Annotated in this window: 19 protein-coding genes; 2 read left to right on the forward strand and 17 right to left on the reverse strand. The window is 66.9% G+C overall.

Going from position 1 to position 18,464, the window contains the following annotated elements:
* Positions 1 to 43: 43 nt before the first annotated feature.
* From AC3WMR_RS27500 to AC3WMR_RS27515, 4 genes are all read right to left on the reverse strand, one after another.
* Entirely contained in the window at positions 44 to 589 is a 546-nt protein-coding gene (locus tag AC3WMR_RS27500) for a DUF934 domain-containing protein (RefSeq protein WP_025138464.1), read from the reverse strand.
* Positions 582 to 2,318 (reverse strand): nitrite/sulfite reductase, encoded by a 1,737-nt coding sequence (locus AC3WMR_RS27505; protein WP_025138465.1) that lies wholly within the window; start codon positions 2,316 to 2,318, stop codon positions 582 to 584. The genes AC3WMR_RS27500 and AC3WMR_RS27505 overlap by 8 nt, the downstream gene beginning before the upstream one ends.
* Before the next feature lie 170 nt (positions 2,319 to 2,488).
* Complete coding sequence (locus tag AC3WMR_RS27510) at positions 2,489 to 2,680, reverse strand: DUF2970 domain-containing protein (RefSeq protein WP_492266262.1); 192 nt, start codon at positions 2,678 to 2,680, stop codon at positions 2,489 to 2,491.
* Positions 2,681 to 2,795: 115 nt separating this feature from the next.
* Positions 2,796 to 3,719: a LysR family transcriptional regulator gene (locus AC3WMR_RS27515; RefSeq protein ID WP_263915193.1), complete on the reverse strand. Its 924-nt coding sequence runs from the start codon at positions 3,717 to 3,719 to the stop codon at positions 2,796 to 2,798.
* Positions 3,720 to 3,958: 239 nt separating this feature from the next.
* Here AC3WMR_RS27515 and AC3WMR_RS27520 point away from each other — a divergent pair, with 239 nt between their 5' ends.
* Positions 3,959 to 5,302, forward strand: coding sequence for a DUF3100 domain-containing protein (locus AC3WMR_RS27520; RefSeq protein ID WP_492266263.1), 1,344 nt, complete (start codon positions 3,959 to 3,961; stop codon positions 5,300 to 5,302).
* Between the two features lie 100 nt (positions 5,303 to 5,402).
* On the opposite strand, the gene AC3WMR_RS27525 is transcribed toward AC3WMR_RS27520, so the two are convergent.
* The 11 genes from AC3WMR_RS27525 to AC3WMR_RS27575 all read right to left on the reverse strand — a co-directional run bounded on the left by AC3WMR_RS27525 (position 5,403) and on the right by AC3WMR_RS27575 (position 15,592).
* Entirely contained in the window at positions 5,403 to 5,984 is a 582-nt protein-coding gene (locus AC3WMR_RS27525) for a hypothetical protein (protein ID WP_492266264.1), read from the reverse strand.
* A gap of 220 nt (positions 5,985 to 6,204) precedes the next feature.
* The gene (locus AC3WMR_RS27530; protein WP_492266265.1) at positions 6,205 to 6,810 is read right to left on the reverse strand and encodes a glutathione S-transferase; all 606 of its coding nucleotides are present in this window, start codon (positions 6,808 to 6,810) and stop codon (positions 6,205 to 6,207) included.
* 27 nt (positions 6,811 to 6,837) lie between these two features.
* Positions 6,838 to 8,544: an FAD-dependent oxidoreductase gene (locus AC3WMR_RS27535; RefSeq protein ID WP_492266266.1), complete on the reverse strand. Its 1,707-nt coding sequence runs from the start codon at positions 8,542 to 8,544 to the stop codon at positions 6,838 to 6,840.
* 5 nt (positions 8,545 to 8,549) lie between these two features.
* On the reverse strand, positions 8,550 to 9,290 hold the full coding sequence (locus AC3WMR_RS27540; protein ID WP_492266267.1) for an SDR family NAD(P)-dependent oxidoreductase: 741 nt from the start codon (positions 9,288 to 9,290) through the stop codon (positions 8,550 to 8,552).
* Positions 9,291 to 9,298: 8 nt separating this feature from the next.
* Complete coding sequence (locus AC3WMR_RS27545) at positions 9,299 to 10,051, reverse strand: SDR family NAD(P)-dependent oxidoreductase (protein ID WP_492266268.1); 753 nt, start codon at positions 10,049 to 10,051, stop codon at positions 9,299 to 9,301.
* Positions 10,052 to 10,060: 9 nt separating this feature from the next.
* Complete coding sequence (locus AC3WMR_RS27550; RefSeq protein WP_025138475.1) at positions 10,061 to 10,780, reverse strand: ABC transporter ATP-binding protein; 720 nt, start codon at positions 10,778 to 10,780, stop codon at positions 10,061 to 10,063.
* Positions 10,773 to 11,537: an ABC transporter ATP-binding protein gene (locus AC3WMR_RS27555; protein ID WP_492266269.1), complete on the reverse strand. Its 765-nt coding sequence runs from the start codon at positions 11,535 to 11,537 to the stop codon at positions 10,773 to 10,775. The genes AC3WMR_RS27550 and AC3WMR_RS27555 overlap by 8 nt, the downstream gene beginning before the upstream one ends.
* On the reverse strand, positions 11,534 to 12,538 hold the full coding sequence (locus AC3WMR_RS27560; RefSeq protein WP_492266270.1) for a branched-chain amino acid ABC transporter permease: 1,005 nt from the start codon (positions 12,536 to 12,538) through the stop codon (positions 11,534 to 11,536). Before AC3WMR_RS27560 ends, AC3WMR_RS27555 begins: the two co-directional genes overlap by 4 nt.
* A complete protein-coding gene (locus AC3WMR_RS27565) occupies positions 12,535 to 13,437 on the reverse strand; it encodes a branched-chain amino acid ABC transporter permease (protein ID WP_025138478.1) in 903 nt (300 codons plus the stop codon). The genes AC3WMR_RS27560 and AC3WMR_RS27565 overlap by 4 nt, the downstream gene beginning before the upstream one ends.
* 72 nt (positions 13,438 to 13,509) lie before the next feature.
* The gene (locus AC3WMR_RS27570) at positions 13,510 to 14,721 is read right to left on the reverse strand and encodes an ABC transporter substrate-binding protein (RefSeq protein ID WP_025138479.1); all 1,212 of its coding nucleotides are present in this window, start codon (positions 14,719 to 14,721) and stop codon (positions 13,510 to 13,512) included.
* Between the two features lie 79 nt (positions 14,722 to 14,800).
* Complete coding sequence (locus tag AC3WMR_RS27575; RefSeq protein ID WP_492266271.1) at positions 14,801 to 15,592, reverse strand: SDR family NAD(P)-dependent oxidoreductase; 792 nt, start codon at positions 15,590 to 15,592, stop codon at positions 14,801 to 14,803.
* Positions 15,593 to 15,796: 204 nt separating this feature from the next.
* Here AC3WMR_RS27575 and AC3WMR_RS27580 point away from each other — a divergent pair, with 204 nt between their 5' ends.
* The gene (locus AC3WMR_RS27580; protein WP_025138481.1) at positions 15,797 to 16,474 is read left to right on the forward strand and encodes a GntR family transcriptional regulator; all 678 of its coding nucleotides are present in this window, start codon (positions 15,797 to 15,799) and stop codon (positions 16,472 to 16,474) included.
* Between the two features lie 535 nt (positions 16,475 to 17,009).
* Here the strand turns inward: AC3WMR_RS27580 and AC3WMR_RS27585 are convergent.
* Together AC3WMR_RS27585 and AC3WMR_RS27590 are read right to left on the reverse strand one after the other, a co-directional pair.
* A complete protein-coding gene (locus tag AC3WMR_RS27585; RefSeq protein ID WP_199165706.1) occupies positions 17,010 to 17,660 on the reverse strand; it encodes a carbonic anhydrase in 651 nt (216 codons plus the stop codon).
* A gap of 248 nt (positions 17,661 to 17,908) precedes the next feature.
* A complete protein-coding gene (locus tag AC3WMR_RS27590) occupies positions 17,909 to 18,247 on the reverse strand; it encodes an FxLYD domain-containing protein (protein ID WP_492266272.1) in 339 nt (112 codons plus the stop codon).
* Positions 18,248 to 18,464: the final 217 nt, after the last annotated feature.

An 18,464-nucleotide genomic window follows, 5' to 3' on the forward strand; every position in this document is an offset into this window, starting at 1 on the left:
GACGCTGTCGATCCGGGTGCATCCCCGGTCGACAGCGTGTGGATCAGACCTGGGCCGGCGCCGGGGCGCGGTAGGTCTTCTGGTAGTGCACCGTGAACGTCTTGAACGCATCCAGCGCCTTGCGCGGATCGTGGCCCGGCTTGACCAGGAAGCTGTCGAAGCCGACGCGCGCCTGGTAGTGAATGGTGTCGATCATCACGTCGCCGACGGCGCGCAATTCGCCCGTCCACTGGTAGCGCGTGCGCAGCAGTTGCGCCAGCGAGTAGCCGCGGCCATCGGTGTAGACGGGAAAGTCCACCGCGATGAAGGCGATGCCGGCGGGGTTGAGCGTGCCGTCGGCATCGAGCAGGTCGCGCAGGTCGGCGTCCGGCGCCAGCAGCACGGCCACCGGATGCTGGTGGCGGCGCAGCGTGGCGTGCGAAGCCTTCCAGGTGGCCAGCGGCACGATCCAGCCCGGCTCGTCGCTGGGCACCTGGCCTTCGGCGGCCACTTCAGGTTCGGGCACGAAGGTGCGCGCGGTGTCGGCTTGCAGCTGGCCGTTGCGGATCAGGTGCGGGCCGGGCGCGTCATGGGCGTAGACCTCAGACATGGGCGGCCTCCTGGGCGGGCTTGGCGAAGGCGGGGTCGGCGTAGACGTCCTGTTTGAAAGGGTCGATGCCGACGCGGTCCACCACGTCGATGAAGCGTTCTTCTTCGCTGTCGCGCAGGCCCAGGTAGGTCTGGATCAGGCGGTCGACCACGCCGGGCACCTGGTCGCGGGCGAACGACGGGCCGATGATGCGGCCGATGGCGGCGCCGCCGCCCTTGGTGGATTCAATGTCGGGCAGCGGCTTGGCGGCGCCGTTCTGGCGTCCGCCGATGGTGACCTGATACCACTCTTCGCCGGCCTTATCGACACCCAGGATGCCGATGTGGCCCACGTGGTGGTGGCCGCAAGAGTTGATGCAGCCGGAGATGTTCAGGTCCAGCTCGCCGATCTCGAACAGGTAGTCCAGGTTGTCGAACTGGCGCTGGATGGCCTCGGCGACGGGGATCGACACGGCATTGGCCAGCGCGCAGAAATCCCCGCCCGGACAGGCGATGATGTTGGTGAGCAGGCCGACATTGGCCGTGGCCAGGTTCAGCGCGTCCAGCTTGCCCCAGAGTTCGTGCAGGCGCGCGCGGCGTACGTCGGCCAGGATCAGGTTCTGTTCATGCGACACGCGCAGTTCGCCAAAGCCGTATTCGTCGGCCAGTGCAGCCACCGCGTCCATCTGGTCGGCGGTGATGTCGCCCGGCGGCACGCCGGTGGCTTTCAGCGACACGGTCACGGCGGCGTAGCCGGCGGCCTTGTGGGCATGCACGTTGGTGCGGACCCAGCGTGCGAAACGCGGGTCGGCGGCGGCCAGGGCGGCCGTGTTGTCGGGTTCGTCCGCTGCGCTGGCGTCGTATTGCGGCCACACGAAGCGCGCGGCGATGGTGTCGACGAATTCCTGCGTGATGGTGTCCGGGCCGCCCTTGATGAGCTGCCACTGTTCATCCACCTGTTGCGCGTAGACCTCGGGCGTCAGGTCCTTGACCAGGATCTTGATGCGCGCCTTGTACTTGTTGTCGCGGCGGCCGTGCAGGTTGTAGACCCGCAGCGCGGCCTGCATGTAGGTCAGCAGGTCCTGCCACTCGACGAAGGGGTTGATCAGCTTGCCGACGATGGGCGTGCGGCCCATGCCGCCGCCCACCCACACGCGAAAGCCCAGCTTGCCGTCGCGCTCGACGGCCTGCAGGCCGATGTCGTGCACGCCGACGGCGGCGCGGTCCTGGACGGCGCCGCTGACGGCGATCTTGAACTTGCGCGGCAGGAAGGCGAATTCGGGATGCAGCGTGGACCACTGCCGGATGATCTCGCACCACACCAGCGGATCGATCAGCTCGTCGGGCGCGACGCCCGCGAAATGGTCGGTGGTGGTGTTGCGGATACAGTTGCCGCTGGTCTGGATGGCATGCATCTGCACCGTGGCCAGTTCGGCCAGGATGTCGGGCACGTCTTCCAGCTTGGGCCAGTTGAACTGGATGTTCTGGCGCGTGCTGAAGTGGCCGTAGCCGCGGTCCCATTTGCGTGCGATGTGCGCCAGGGTGCGCAGCTGGCGCGAGGCCAGGATGCCGTACGGAATCGCGACGCGCAGCATCGGCGCATGGCGCTGGATGTACAGGCCGTTCTGCAGGCGCAGAACGCGGAAATCATCTTCGGTGAGCTGGCCGTCGAGGAAGCGGCGCGTCTGGTCGGCGAACTGCGCCACACGCTGCTCGACGAGCTGCTGGTCGACGGGGTCATACACGTACATGTCTACTGCCCTTGAAGTCTTCTCGGTCTGAGTCCCCAAGGCAAGGCTCGCCGCAGGCGGGCAATGGGGGGATTCATAACCGTAACAGGCAGGCTTGATGACCGTCTAAGTCATTCTAGTAATAACGGTATGCCCCGTGCCGCAGGCACCGGGGCATTTTTCATTGGGCGTTACAACGCCGCGTTGACGGCCCAGCGGGCGACGAAGACCAGGATGGCGACGAGGCACGCGGCCATCAGCAGGCCGGTGAGGATCAGGGGGGCGGGCTTGTTGTGGGCGATGTCGGCGTCGTAGCCGCGGCCGCGGCGCACGCCGAAAAAGCCCCACAGGACGGATTTGACCGTGCGCAGGAAGCTGAGCATGAGGGTCTCCAGGCAAGGAAGGGGATGCAACCACTGTAGGCGTTGCATCCCGGCCGCGACAGGGGCAGATCCGCGCAAAGAGACCGTATCAGATGCGTCGCAGCGATGCGCCTTGTCAAAGCGCGGAAGACGACGGGGCGCCGATGCCGCGCACGATATGGTCCAGCAGTTCGCGGGCGGCGGGCGAGATATGCCGTCCGGCGCGGCTGAGCACGTGCAGGCTGCCCTGGTTCAGGATCGGGTTGGCCAGCGGCAGGCTGGCCAGGCGCTGGGCGGCCATGTCGGCGGTGACGGCAATCGGCGGGGTCAGGGCGTAGCCGATGCCGGTGGCGGCGAACTGCCACAGCGCCTTGAAGGAAGACGTCGTCAGCACGTTGCGCAGGCGCACCTGTTCGCTGATCTCGGCGGCCTGGATGTGCTGGCGCACGCCGAAGCCTTCCTGCATCGATGCGCCGGGGTAGTCGACCAGGTCGGTCAGCAGCAGCGGGCGTTGCAGCCGCGTCAGCGGATGGTCCTGCCGCACGATGGCGCGGATGGGTTCGGGCCGCGAGTAGTGGGTACGCAGGCGGGCATCGTTGGGCGGCTGGAACACCAGGCCGATGTAGGCCTGGTCATCCACGATGCGCTGCACGATTTCAGAGGTGCGGGCGACGTCGATGTCCAGCGTCACCTCCGGGTGGCTGCGCCAGTAGCCGGGCAGCACGCGGTCGAACATCAGTTCGACAAAGCCTTCGCCCAGCACCAGGTCGATGTGGCCCCGTTCGGCCTTGCGCAGGCTGTCGATTTCCGAGAAGAAGCTTTCCTGGATGTTCTGCTGGCGCTTCACGTAGCGCGCCAGGATGTGGCCGGCATCGGTGGGCACGACGCCGCGGCCCCGGCGCTCGAACAGCGCCATGCCGCAGTCGCGTTCCAGCGCGGCGATGGCGCGGCTGACGGCGGACGGGTCCATGTTCAGCACTTCGGCGGCGCCGCGCACCGAACCCCGGCTCATGACCTGCATGAAGTAGTGGGTGCGGCGGGCGTCGAGTTTTTCGTCCATGGGAGCGGCTCCGTGGCGGCAAGGCATCGGAAAATTTGCAACAATACCGAGGGTTTACCCTGAGTTATTGCGTGATCTTGCAAAAAATTCCCAGGAAAAGCCCATCCGTTGCATTTTACGCAACGTAATAGCCCAGGTGGTGTCATGGTTGGCTTGCAGCCCCCCGGCGAAAATCGCCGCTGCCGTCCGCCGCGCCGTGGGCGGCCCTAAAACCTACTCACGTTCATCAGGGGAATTCGATGTCTCATGCCAGCGCCAGCCTGGCCGCGCCCACCATGTCGCTGTCCAGCCGCGTCCGCATGCTCGCCGCCATCTTGCTGGTGGTGATCGTGTCCGAAGCGATCGGCAGCGTCACCTTCGCGGTGGGCCCGGGCAAGATCGTTCTGCAGCCCATGCTCTGGGCCATCTTCATCGGCGCGATCGTGGCCGCTTTCGGCCAACGCCTGCCCGCGGGCGCCGGCATCGACACCGCCATGCAGACCCGCATCAGCGGCTACCTGCAATACGCACTGCTGCCGTTCCTGGCCAAGCTGGGCCTGATGGTGGGCGGCTCGCTGCCGCAGGTGCGCGAGGCCGGCTGGGCGCTGGTGTTCCAGGAATTCGGCCACTTCTTCGGCACCATGGCCATCGGCCTGCCGCTGGCCCTGCTGCTGGGCATCAAGCGCGAAGCCATTGGCGCCACGTTCTCGGTGGGCCGCGAGCCCAGCCTGGCGATCATCGGCGAGCGCTACGGCATGAATTCCCCCGAAGGCCGCGGCGTGATGGCCGAGTACATCACCGGCACCGTGATCGGCGCGCTGTTCGTGGCGCTGATGGCCGGCTTCATCACCAGCCTGAACATCTTCGATCCGCGTTCGCTCGCCATGGGCGCCGGCGTGGGCTCGGGCAGCATGATGGCCGCGGGCGTGGGCGCGATTGCCTCGCAGCAGACGCCGGAAGTGGCGCACCAGGTAGCCGCGCTCGCTGCCGCCGCCAACCTGCTGACCACCGTGGTGGGCGTGTACTTCACGCTGTTCATCTCGCTGCCGACGACCATCTTCCTGTACGGCAAGCTGGAACCCGTGCTGGGCCGCTTCTCGCGCGCCAAGGCCGAACCCGCCGCTGCCGCCGCTGCGGATACGGCTGACGGCGAAGTGCCCTCGCACTCGGTGAAGATGGGCTTTGGCGATCGCCTGACCGCCTACGCCATCTGCGGCCTGTTCGCGCTGGTGGGCAATCGCCTGGGCTACAACGTGCCGTTCCTGGACGCGCTGCCCGGCATGGCCATCATCATCCTGCTGGTCGTGATTGCCGACCTGCTGCTGCGTGTCGTGCCCAAGCTGCCGGCCGTGGCCGTGCTGTCGCTGATCGCGATGACCGTGGGCTGCCCAGGCGTGCTGCCGTACTCGGACCAGATCATCGCCGCCGTCGGCAAGGTGAACTTCCTGCCGTTCACGACGGTGATCCTGGCGATGGCCGGCCTGTCGATCCTGAAAGACCTGCCTGCCTTCCGCAAGCTGGGCTGGAAGATCGTGGTGGTGTCGCTGGCCGCCAACGCCGGCACCTTCATGGGCGCCACCGTGATTGCCGAGTTCTTCCACTGATTGTGACGGGCTGTTCGGCCGATGGCCGGGACGGCAGGGGCGGTGAGCCTTACCGTCCGCCCAACAGAAAGCCGCCCTGGGGCGGCTTTTTTCTCGCGCATCAGGTGCGTGCGCCGGGACGGTAGCGCGCGTTGTCGGTGACGTTTTCCGTGGCGCCGATGTTCTCGACCTTGGGGATATTCAGGCCGGCGGCTTTCATGGCAACGGCGGTCTGCAATTCCTGCACTTGCGGATTGCCCATCGCCACGCGATACGGCTGCAACGGCGTCAGGCCTTCGATGGTGCCCAGGTCGTTGGCGGTGTCGCCACGCAGCGCGACGGGATCGGGGCGCGCCGAGAAATCGTCCACCGCGCGGCGCAGGCGGGCGTCGGCGTACAGGTCGCGCAGTTGGTCGACATTGACGGTGGCGGGGGCGGCGGCCAGCGCTTGCGGCGTTTGCGTCGTGGCGGGTTGGGCGGCGCGCACGTCGCGTTCGGCCTGGGCCGAGTCCGTGGCCGTGCGGGCAATGCGCTGGGCTTGCCAGGCGGCCTGGGCCTGGGCGCTGCGCTGGGCCTGACGGGTGGCGGCGTTGCGCGCGGCCCATTCGGCTTCCCAGACCGGGCGGGTGTCATCCAGCAAGGGAATGCGCGCGGCATAGGGCGCGGCGACTCGGCTGATGGGGGAGACGGCGGTCACGTTCATGCGTGGCTCCCTGGGGGGGGTCTATGGGTTGGGCTGGCAGGCCCTGCGAAAGTTCAATATAGACGTCGGCCCCGGCACCGTCATTTCCATCTGTAAGAAAAAAAAGCCCCTGGCAAGCGCCAGGGGCCAGCGGCGGGTTCAAGCGAACGCGCCGTACCAGGCAGCCGCCCTACCTGAAGCCCGGCGGGTTCTCCAGGCGTCGCGGCTGCCCAAACCGTGTTCAGGCGTGCGGCAGCGTGGCCTGCATCGACGGACGTTGGTTGAAGGTCTTGAACCAGGCGGCAACGGCGGGGTGGCCGGCGCGCCAGTCGAAGTCGGGGTAGCGGAAATCCAGGTAGCCCAGGGCGCAGCCCACGGTGATGGTGCCGATGTCCAGCCGGCCTTCCAGGCTGGTGGCGGTCTTTTCCAGTTGGGCCAGGCCGTCGCGCACCTTGCCCAGCTGGCCTTCGTACCAGCCGTCCCAGCGCAGGGCTTCGGGGCGCAGCACGGTTTCGTAGCGGGCCAGCAGGGCCGCGCCCAGCATGCCGTCGCCCAGCGATTGCTCGGCCAGGGCGCGCCAGCGGGTAGCGCCGGCCGGGAACAGTGCGCCGCCGCCCAGCTCGTTGAGGTATTCGCAGATGACGCGGCTGTCGAACAGCGCCTGGCCGTCATCGGTGAGCAGGGTGGGCACCTGGCCCAGCGGATTGCTGGGGATGATGGTCTGATCGCGGACCACGGGGCCGGCGGCGCTGGGCAGCTTTTCGATGCGGTCGACCAGCCCCAGCTCGTGCGCGATGACCATGCATTTGCGCACAAAGGGCGAGGCGGGCGAGAAGTAGATCTTCATGTGGGGTCCTTGAGGGTTGGCGTAGCGTCAGTGTTGGCCGTGGGCCAGGTGTTGTCCAGCGACCCAGCCGAAGGTCAGCGCGGGGCCCAGCGTGATGCCGGGCGCGGGATAGGCGCCGCCCATGACCGAGTGCATATCATTGCCCACCACGTACAGGCCGGCTATCGGCTGGCCGGCTTCGTCCACGGCCTGGGCGTTGCGGTTTGCCGCAATGCCGCATGCCGTGCCGATGTCGCCGGGGACCACCTTGACCGCGTAGTAAGGGCCGGCACCCAGCGGCGCCAGGCAGGGATTGGGGGCGTGCTCGGGGTCGCCCAGGTAGCGGTTGTAGGCGGTGCCGCCCTTGCCGAAGTCGGGGTCGTGTCCTTCTGCGGCATGCTGGTTGTAGCGTTGCACCGTAGCGGCCAGCGCGTCGGCGGGCACGCCCAGTTTTTGCGCCAGGGCTTGCAGCGTGGGCGCTTGCACCAGGTAGCCGGCGTCGATCAAATGCTGCCGCGGCCGGCCGCCGGGCAATGCCAGGCCCAGGCCCCAGGTATCGATGAAGCGCTGGTCGCACAGCAGGTGGGCGGGCACCGTGGGCGTGTCGGCGTGGCTACGGTACATGGCTTCGACGAACGCGTGGTACGAGGTCGATTCGTTGACGAAGCGGCGACCGGCGCTGTTGACCGCGATCAGGCCCGGCTTGGCGCGGTCCCACACCAGGTGGGGATAGTGCAGCGGTGCGCGGCCCGGCTGTTCCAGGATGGACACCGGCGCCCAGAACGCAGGGCTGCTATGGCCCTGGCCCAGCGCGGCACCCGCGCCTTCGGCCAGGCGGATGCCGTCGCCGGTATTGTCGCGCGGCGACATCGACCAGTCGCCAGTGGGATGCGGGTAGGCCTGCTGGCGGCGCGCCGAATCCCAGGGAAAGCCGCCCGTGGCCAGCACCACGCCGCGGCGGGCGCGGATGTTCATCTGCCGGCCTTGGTGCTCGACCGTGGCGCCCAGCACCGCGCCGTCGTCGCCGCGCACCAGCCCCAATGCTGGCGTATCGAGCCAGTACGGGATGTTGCGGGACAGCATGGCATGGAACAGCTGCGCGGCCAGCGCGTTGCCCAGCAGCAGGCGGGTGCCGCGGTGATAGCCGCGCAGGCGGTCGGCGTAATAGCGCAGCACCAGCTTCATGGCGTGCCGCCAGGAGGTGAAGGCGCGCGTGGCGCGCAGCAGATGCCGCACGTCGGTGATGTTGACCATCATGCCGCCCAGCACCGTGAATTCCTTGAGCGGGTCGCGCAGCGTCTTGAAGTGGCGGCCAAGCTTGCGGCCGTCGAATTCCACCGGGTCCAGCGACCGGCCGCCCAGGGCAGCGCCGGGCCGGTCGGGGTAGTAGTCGGGCGACGCGGTGCGTGCGGCGACTTGCAGGAAACCGCGCTCGACCAGATCGTCCATCATGCGCGGCCCGGCTTCCAGGTAGGCGCGCTTCATGTCGTCGGACGCCGCGGCGCCGACGGTTTCCTGCAGATAGGTCCAGACCTTGTCGAAACTGTCGGGATGGCCGGCGGCGTCGGTCTGCGCGTTCAGCGGTATCCACAGCGCACCGCCCGAAATCGCGGTCGAACCGCCGATGTGGCCGGTCTTTTCCACCAACAGTACGTCCAGGCCTTCGACGCTGGCGGTGAGCGCGGCGCTCATGCCGCCCGCGCCCGAGCCGACGACCAGCGCGTCGACTTCCTTGTCCCATTTGATGCTGTCCATGCCGCTTATGCTCCCGACCCGCCCAGCGATTTGCCGCCGTCCACGAAAATGACCTGGCCGGTAATGAAGTCCATGTGCGGCGCGGCCAGGAAGGACACGGCATTGGCGATGTCTTGCGGTTGGCCGGCACGCCCCGTGGGCTGCAAGGCCAGTTGCGCGGCCAGGCGCTCGGCGCTCAGGTTGCGCAGCAGCGGCGTGTCGATCAGGCCGGGTGCGATGGCATTGACCAGGATGCCGCGCGGCGCCAGCTCCATGGCCGAGGCCCGCGTGTAGCCCACCAGCGCGGCTTTCGAGGCCACGTAGTGCGGATGGTTCCTCGCGCCTAGATAAGCGCGCGAGGCGATGTTGACGATCTTGCCGCCGGTGGCCATGTCGCGCGCGGCTTCCTGCGTGAGCGTAGCCACGGCCAGCAGGTTGACGTTGAACATGCGGCGGTAGTCGTCGCTGGTGACGTCAAAGAACTTGCGCTCGTCGAACAGGCCGGCGTTGTTGACCAGCGCGGCCAGCGGCGCCAGTTCGCGCACCAGCTGGCGGGTGGCGTGTTCGTCGGTCAGGTCCACTACGCGGTAGTCGACGGCAAGGCCTTGTGCTTGCAGTGCGTGGGTTTCGCGGGCGGCCAGCTCGGCGTTGCGGTCGGCCATGACTGCGCGAAAGCCGTCGCGTGCCAGGCGCTCCACGATGGCCAGGCCCATGCCGCTGGCGCCGCCCGTGACCAGCGCGGTGCCTGAAGTGTTGTCTGCTTGCATGTCGATTCCTATACGGCCAGGTAGCCGCCGTCCACGGGCAGCACCACGCCGTTCACGTAGCTGGCCATGTCGGAAGCCAGGAACAGCACGGGGCCGACGATTTCGTCGGCGCGGCCGGCGCGTGCCATCGGGGCGCGCTGCATGTACCAATCGGTGCCGTGCGCTTGCGAGCGTTGGCCGGCCGTCATTTCCGTTTCCATCAGCCCGGGCGCCACGGCGTTCACGCGCACGCCGTGCGGCGCCAGGTCGCGTGCCAGCACCTCGGTGAATGAGCGCACGCCGCCCTTGGACACCACGTAGCCCGCCGTCGAGATGCCGCAGCCATACGCCACGATGGAGCACAGGTTGACGACGGCGCCGCGCGTCGCCTTGAGCTGTTCGACGAAGGCATGGGTGACGTTGAACGTGCCTTGCAGGTTCACGCTCATGACGCGGTCCCAGATCTGCGGCGTCTGCGGGTCGTCGAACGGGGCGCGCGCCGAGATGCCGGCGTTGTTGACCAGCACGTCGATATTGCCGTGGCGGCTGGCGGATTCGGCGGCGAAGGCGCGCACCGCTTCGGCATCGGTCACGTCCAGCGCAACGTCGAACGCGCGGCCGCCCTCGGCCGCGATGGCTTGCGCGCTGGCGCGTGCCAATGCGGGGTCCAGGTCGGCCACGATCACCGTAGCGCCCTGGCGGGCAAAGCCCTGGGCGATGGTGGCGCCCAGGCCGCGGCCGGCGCCGGTGACGAGGACTCGCTTGTCTTGCATCATGCTCATGACAATTTCCTAGGCGCCCAGGTAGGCGCGTTGCACGGCTTCGTCGCTGGCCAAGGCGGATGATTCGCCTTCCAGCGCGATCTCGCCGTTTTCCAGGATGTAGGCATAGCTGGACACCGACAGCGCCAGCTTCACGTTCTGTTCGACCAACAGGATGGTGATGCCCTGTTCACGGTTCAGGCGCAGCACGATGTCGAAGATCTGCTCGACCACCAGCGGCGACAGGCCCATGGACGGTTCGTCCAGCAGGATCATGCGCGGGCGCGCCATCATGGCGCGGCCGGTGGCCAGCATCTGCTGCTCGCCGCCCGACAGCGTGGCCGCCTTTTGCTCGAAGCGTTCGCGCAGCCGCGGAAAGGTGTCGCACACCATGTCCAGGTCCTGCTTGACCGCCTGGCGGTCATGCCGCAGGTAGGCGCCCATTTCCAGGTTTTCGCGCACGCTCATGTCGCGGAAGATCTCGCGGCCTTCGGGCACCTGCACGATGCCGCGGCCGACGATGGCGTCGGCCGGCTGGCGGTGGATGGCCTCGCCGTCAAAGCGCACGCTGCCCGCGGTGGGCGACACCAGCCGGGAGATCACGTTGAGCGTGGTGGACTTGCCCGCGCCGTTGGCGCCCAGCAGCGCCACGATGGCGCCTTGCGGCACTTTCAGCGACACGTCCTGCAAGGCGCGGATGTTGCCGTAGGCGGCGCTGACCGACTCGACTTCAAGCAGATACTCAGCCACCGGCGGCTCCCTTGCCCAGATAGGCTTCGATGACGCGGGGGTTGCTGCGCACCTCCGCGGGCGTGCCTTCGGCGATCTTCTCGCCGAACGACATGACGGTGATGCGATCCGAGATCGACATCACCAGCTGCATCACGTGCTCGACCAGCAGCACCGTGATGCCGTCGCGTTCGCACAGCTCGGTCAGGATGCGGTCCAGCGTTTCGATTTCGCGGTTGCGCAGGCCGGCAGCCGGCTCGTCCAGCAAGAGCAGCTTGGGCGAGATGGCCAGCGCGCGCGCCAGTTCCAGCATCTTCTGGCGGCCGAAGTCCAGGCTGCAGGCGGGCGTATCCAGGAAGTCGGCCAGCCCCACGCGTTCAAGCAGGTGCTCGACGCGTTCGCGCGCTTCGGCGCGGGCGGGGCGCAGCAGACGCGACGCCGTGGACGCGCCCTGCGCGTAGGTGCCGAGCAAGGCGTTCTCGCGCACCGTCAGCGCGCTGAACAGCTCCAGGTTCTGGAAGGTACGCGCCACGCCCAGTGCAGCCATTTCGTGCGGCTTTTTCGTCGTGATGTCGACGCCGTCGAACACGATGCGGCCCTGGGTGGGGCGGTAGTAGCGCGAGACGCAATTGAAGGTGGTGGACTTGCCGGCGCCGTTGGGACCGATCAGCGCATGGATGCGGCCGCGTTCCACCTGCATGGACAGGCCGTTGATGGCCGTCAGGCCGCCGAACTTCACCGTCAGGCCCTGGACGTCGAGATAAGGCTGGGCGCTCATGCGGCGCTCCTTTGCGTGGGTTTGGCCGTCGCGGCGGCACTGCCCGTGCGCGTGGGCAGCGGGGCGGCCGGCGGGGGCGCGCGGCGGCGCGCGTCGCGGCTGGCGAACAGGCCTTTGGGCGCGAACATCATGAAGCCCATCAGGATCACGCCGTAGATGATTTCCTGGAACGACAGCGCCTGGCGCAGCAGTTCCGAGATCAGGCCGAAGCCCAGCGCGCCGGCGATGGCGCCGCGCACCGAGCCGATGCCGCCCACGACCACCATGGTGAGAATCAGGATGGTGGTCTGGAAGCCCAGGCTTTCGGGGTGGATGAACGAGGCAAAGGTGGTATACATGCCGCCCGCGATGCCGGCGTACGCCGCCGATAGCGTGAAGGCGGTGCGCTTGATGGCGTTGACGTTCACGCCCATGGCTTGGGCGGCCACATCGCTTTCACGCACGGCCCGGAAGGCTGACCCCAGCTGCGAGCGCGACAGCGCAATGGTGGCCCACAGCAGCAGCGCGGCTATTGCCACGACAAACGGATAGGCCTTGATGTCGGACACCAGCTCGTAGCCGAACAGCGTGGCGGGCGAAATCCGAAAGCCGTTCGAGCCGTTGGTGACCGACTGCCAGTTCAGGAACACCCACTGCATCGCCTCGCCAAAGGCAAAGGTGGACAGCGCCAGGTAGATGTCGCGCATGCGCAGCGCCAGCGCGCCGATGAGGTAGCCCAGCGCGGCGGCCAGCAGGCCGCCGGCCACGATGGACACGAAGAAGGGCGGGTGCCACAGATTGTTGATGAGGCCGGCGGTGTAGATGCCCACGCCGTAGAACGCGGCGTGCGACAGCGCGAACTGCCCGGTTTCACCGATGACCAGGTGCAGGCCCAAGGCCAGCACCACGAACACCATCAAGAGGTTGACGACATAGATGACATAGCCGCTGGCCACGAACGGCAGGGCGACGAGCGCCACGGCCATCAGCGCCAGCAGGGCGGGATCGAGCTTGGATTTCATACTTTCTTCACCTGCAGTTTGCCGCCCAGGAGGCCTTGCGGACGCAGCAGCAGCACCACCATGATGGCGACAAAGGGCGCCACGACGATGGCATTGGTCGAAATGAACAGCCCCACCAGGTTCTCGGCCACGCCGATCACGAAGCCGCCGACCACGGCGCCTGGCAGGCTGGTGATGCCGCCAACGATGGCGGCCGCGTAGGCCAGGATGGCGATGTGGCCGATGTCGGGCGTGATCAGGATCTTGGGCGTGATGAGCAGGGCCGCCACTGCCGAGATCAGGCCGGACAGCGCCCACACCATCATGCGGATGCGCGTCAGGTTCACGCCCACCAGGCGCGCGGCCTTGGGGTTCATGCCGACGGCGCGCATGGCCTTGCCCACGCGGGTGTAGGTGAACATCACGTACAGCAACAGCATCACGCCGACGGCCACCGCGAAGATCACCAGGTCCAGCTGGGTCAGCACGGCGTCGCCGATGATGACGGCGTCGGTGGGCGCCAGCGGCGGCAGCGAGCGCGGCGTGTCGCCCAGCCCGGTCTGGCGCACCAGGCCCTTCAGGGCATAGGCCAGGCCCAGGGTCGCGATGACCATCTGCACGCCCACGCCCTTGGAGGCGATGACGCGTTCCATCACCACCCGCTGGAACAGGCCGGACACCCCCGCCACGACGGCCAGCGTCACGGGGATGACCACCAGATAGGGCCAGCCCATGACCAGGGTCAGGAACAGGGCGATGTAGCCGCCGACCATGAAAATTTCGCCTTGCGCGAAATTGGGCACGTCGGTGGTCTTGAAGATGATGACGACGGCAACGGCCAGCAGCGCGTACACGCTGCCCGTCACCAGCCCTGACAGCACCCCTTGCTGCAGGAACAACCAGAAATCGGCAAAGCTCATGATGGTCTCCGGCGGTCCGCGCGGCGCTGCGCCGCGGCGCGGACCTGGCCTGTGGCCGTGGTAGCGGCAGGTTTACGGCTGGTACTTCCAGACGCTCTTGAAGGCGCCGGGCACCAGCGACATGTTGGTGCCGTCGAACTTGATGTAGATGGCCGATTCCTGCGCGGCGCGGTCGTTGGGACCGAATTCGATCGGGCCGGCCATGACGCCGGAATCGAACTTCATCGTTTCCAGCGCCGCCAGCACCTTCTCGCGGGTGGGTTGCGGGCCGGCGGCCTTCAGCGCATTGACGACCGCCATGGCGGGCGGCAGGCCATAAGGCATGTAGGTCTGCGGATGGCCCGGCTTGGCGGCCAGGTCGGGGTAGGCCTGCTTGTACATGTCGTAGACCCAGGTCAGCTTGGGGCCGCCGGGCATGTCGGCCAGCACGTCCTGGATGTAGACGTTCTTGAAGGCATCCTTGTTGCCCACGTTCTCGACCAGCTGCTTGAGATCGGCGGTGCCGTTCACGGCCAGCACGATGGGCTTGTTCCAGCCCAGTTCCTGCGCCTTCTTGATGATCAGCGCGGCGGGGCGGGCGTAGGTGGTCAGGAGCAGCACGTCCGGATTGGCGGCGCGGATCTTGAGCATCGGCGCGGTGACGTCGGTGATGTTCGGATTGACCGACTGCACCTGCAAGCCCAGGTTGTCCAGCTGCTTGGCCTGGGCCTGCGCGGCTTCCAGGTTCCAGCCGCCGTAGGCGTCATCGTGGTTGATGTAGCCGATCTTTTTGGCCTTCAGGTGTTCGGCGGCAAACTGCACCATTGATCCGCCCACGGCGTGCTGCGAGATCGAGAACGCGCCATAGATGTACTTGGACGGCGGATACAGCGCGCCGTCGCCGGAGGCGTTCAGCATGACCAGCGGCATTTTTTCGCGTTCGACGTATTCGCGGGCGGCCACCACCGCAGCCGAGCACGAGCCGCCGTTCAGCAGGAAGACCTTGTCTTGTTCGGTCAGCTTCTTCACCGCGGCGACCAGGTCGTTGGCGTTGCAGCGGTCGTCTTCGATCACCAGTTCGATCTGGCGGCCATTCACGCCGCCTTCCTTGTTGACCTTGGCGTACCACATCTTGGCAGCATTCAAGACGTCAAAGCCATAGGCCATGCCGCTGCCCGACAGGGGCGCGAACAGGCCGATCTTGATGGTCTTGTCGGTGATGCCCGGTTCCTGCTGGGCCTGGGCGGTGGCGCCGACGGCCAGGGCGCAGAGCGCGGCGGCCGCGTAGCGGCGAGGGTGAATCATGGTTTGTCTCCCGTTTTATGTGTGCGCGCCTTTATGAATGGCGCGTTGCTGCGTAGGCGGCCAGGCCGCCGGATAGGGTTCACTGCATGCGGTAGCCGCCGTTCACGTCGATGACGCTGCCGGTGATGTAGCCGGCTTCTTCCGAGGCCAGGAAGCGCACGGCGGCGGCCACGTCGTCGACGGTGCCGATGCGGCCCAGCGGAATGGCTTGCGCGGCAGCGGCCAGGGCGCCGCTACTGGTGACGGTGCTGCGCAGCATGTCGGTGTCGATCAGGCCGGGCGCAATGCCGTTGACGGTGACGCCCAGGTGCGCGGATTCGCGCGCCATGGCCTTGGTCAGGCCCAGCACGGCAGACTTGGCGGCGATGTACGAGGCGCTGGATCGGTAGCCGCCCAATTGCGCGGCGACCGAGGTGAAGGTGACGATGCGGCCATGCGCCAGCGGCGCGGCTTCGCGCCGACGCAGGTAGGCGCGGCCGCACAGGAAGACGCCGCGCGCGTTGACGGCGAAGCTGCGTTCCCAGATGTCCAGGGTGGTGTCTTTGATGAGCGGCCGTTCGCCGTTGGCCTGGAACAGCAGCAGGCCGGCGGCGCTGACGAGCACGGCGATGGGGCCGTGGGTCTGTTCGATCTGGTCGAAGGCGGTCTCGACGGCGGTTTCGTCGCTGACGTCGAAGGCGTGGGCAGCGTGCGGGGCGCCCAGTTCGTCGGCGACGCGGCGGGCCCGCTGGGCATCGACGTCGGACACGATGACGCGGTAGCCGGCGCGCGCCAGTTCCTGGCAGATGGTGGCGCCGATGCCGCCGCCGCCGCCGGTGACGAGCGCAAGACGCGGGGCCGTGCCCGCGGCCGGCGTGGATACATTGGACATGCTGTCTCCTGTTGCACGGGTCGCCTCGCCTTGGGGAGTGCGCCCGCCTGTCTGAATTTTTTGCGATTATGTATACATGATGGGTGGGGAGGTATAGGGGGTTTCCCTGGGTTTCATGAGAATTCAGGCTGGCCCATAGGGGAGATCCCTATCAGCGTTTCGCTTGAGGCCGTCGTATGTATTCTTCATGTATACAATGAGACCATGGATACGCTCTCTCAACACGTTACCGATACGCTGCGGGACTGGGTGCTGCACGGCAAGTTCAGCCCTGGCGCCCGCCTGGAGGAAATCCCGCTGGCCGAGAAGCTGGGGGTGTCGCGCACACCGGTGCGGGCGGCCCTGGCGACGCTGGGCAATGAGGGGTTGCTGGAACATCTGCCCAAGCGCGGTTATACGGTGCGGGCTTACGACATTGCCGAGATCGTGGCGGCGTACGAGGTGCGCGCGGCGCTGGAAGGGCTGGCCTGTCGGCAGGCGGCGCTACGCGGACTGTCGAACGATGCGGTGGCGGTGCTGAAGAATTGCCTGGATGAGGGGGATCGGATTCTGGGCAAGGGCGTGCTGCTGGCGGAAGACCATCTGCCTTATCAGCAGGTCAACATTACCTTGCACAACGGGATTCTGGAGGCGGCGGGCAATCCGTGGGTGAAGCGGTTTGCGACGCAGGCGCAGGCGATTCCTTATGCGTCGGATCGGATCATCCTGTGGGAGGACCATGGGATTATTTTGCGGTCGCATGATGATCATCATCGGATCGTGAACGCGATCATCGGGCGGGATGGGGCGCGGGCCGAGGATCTCATGCGGGAGCATGTCTACTACGCGGGGATTATTCTTAAGAATAATTATGAGAGGTTGGCGCAGGCTTATCGGGTGTAGGGGGGGCTTGGCTTTTTTTTGCGGCGGTTGTGGGTTCTTGAGCCGCGCGTGACGGGGCAGGCGGGTGAGGGCGGGGCTACGATTGCGGTCCGGAGCCTTCGCTCCGGACTGCCCCGTGCTCATCCTCGTCACCGCCGTCGGCGGTTCCTTCGGATTCCGCCGGGCGCATCTACACGCCCCGCCCTCACCCGCCTGCCCCGTCACGCGCTCTTGATGTGCCTTACTGGCGGGCGCTGGGGCGGGCGGTGTGCTTGGCGTGTTGGCCAAGGTCGGTTTGGGGGTGGAGGGGTTTGCGGGGCCCGCCTCGTGCCGGCCGCGCGGGCGGCCTTGCTCGGCTTACGTGGTGTCTTGCGTCGGCGGATGACGCTGCGCGCTTGCGGAGAGTGGGGGAAGCCAGGCGACCTGGCGCGGTTTGCGCCGTGTGGCTCGTGCCCGTGTTGTTGCCAGGGTTTGAAAAGTGCGTACGCCTTTGGGCGTGGCGATGTCAGTGCTTGCGCTCAGCACGGCGGCTTGGCCGCCGCGCTGGGGGTGTGGCTTAGGCGGGCAGGCCGGTTTCCAGGCAGGGGTGGAATTCGCCGGTGGCGGGGTCGCGCAGGAAGAGGACGCCGGTGGCGACGCCGAAGTAGGTGCCGTGCAGTTCGAGTTCGCCCTTTTCCACGCGGCGGCGGATGGAGGGGAAGGTCATCAGGTTGTTCAGGCTGTGGCCGATGACGGCGAGTTCCAGGCGTTTGAGGTTGGCGGCGCGGTCGTCGGTGCCGGGGCCGATGGCGTCGGCGACGGGGGCGATCTGGGACATCCACTTGCCGATGAAGTCGCCCTTGGTGAGGGGCTTGGCGTCGTCGAAGAAGGCGCGGATGCCGCCGCAGGAGGCGTGGCCGAGAACGACGATGTGTTTGACGTTCAGGCCGTTGACGGCGAATTCGATGGCGGCGCTGGTGCCGTGGTACGAGGATTCGGAGTCGGGGTCACAGGGTGGGACGAGGTTGGCGACGTTGCGCACGACGAACATTTCGCCGGGGCCGGCATCGAAGATCGCTTCGGGCGAGACGCGGGAGTCGCAGCAGCCGATGATCAGGATTTCCGGGCTTTGCCCAGTTTCGGCTAGTTTTTCGTAGCGGCTGCGTTCGGAATGGAAACGGCCTTCGAGAAACGATTGATAGCCTTCGGTGAGTCTTTTGGGAAACATGATCTTCACTTCCTTGGTAACGATGCCAGGCGTGCTGGCGCGCCGCGGACGCAACAAGGGGCTTCGTGTGGAAGCCCCTTTTGTCGAGTCGGCATACGGAATTTTCCCATACTTGGACCCGGACTTGTTTGACTAAACCCTGATATCGCCAGGGTTTTTAATGCCTTGCAAGGATAGCCCCCCGGCCGCCCGAAGGCCGGGGCGCCCCCGAGGGGCAGCAAGCGTGCGGAGCGCGCGGCGTGGGGGCACTATCTAGCCCTGACGTCTAACGCTGTGACCTTGGCGAATTGGAGGGGCGTGATGGCGCGGATCATCTTGATCTGGCCGGGCGCGAGGGGGCCGATGTCGTCGTCGCGGACGCGGCCGACCTCGCGGCCCTGGTCGTCGTAGAGGACGAAGGTGAGCATGACGTTGTTGACGGCGCGGGTGGATTGGTTGGCGAGCGAGCCGGTGATGGTGGAGACGTTTTCGTTGGTGTCGCGGATGGCCTGGATGTTGCCCAGGGTGACGCCGTAGAAGAAGCTTTGCGCGCTGGCAGCGCCGGTCAGGCCGGCCAGCAGGGCGACGAAGGCGAGGGCGGTTTTCATGCGGGTCTCCTGTGAGGCCGACGCGGCGCGAGCCGGGCTGCCTGGGACGCGGTCTTTTGCCTGGTGTTGCCGCGGGTATGCGCCTATCTCACACCTTTCAGCGCGCGGGCACAACGGCCTGAAAGGATGAATGGGTAACAGGTTGCGCGGGATTACCGCAGATTTCTCTGCGGATGCCACAAGTGCATCGGAATGTCTCCAAGTTGAGGGTTGTTGG

Source organism: Achromobacter sp. FW305-C-28 (assembly GCF_058783235.1).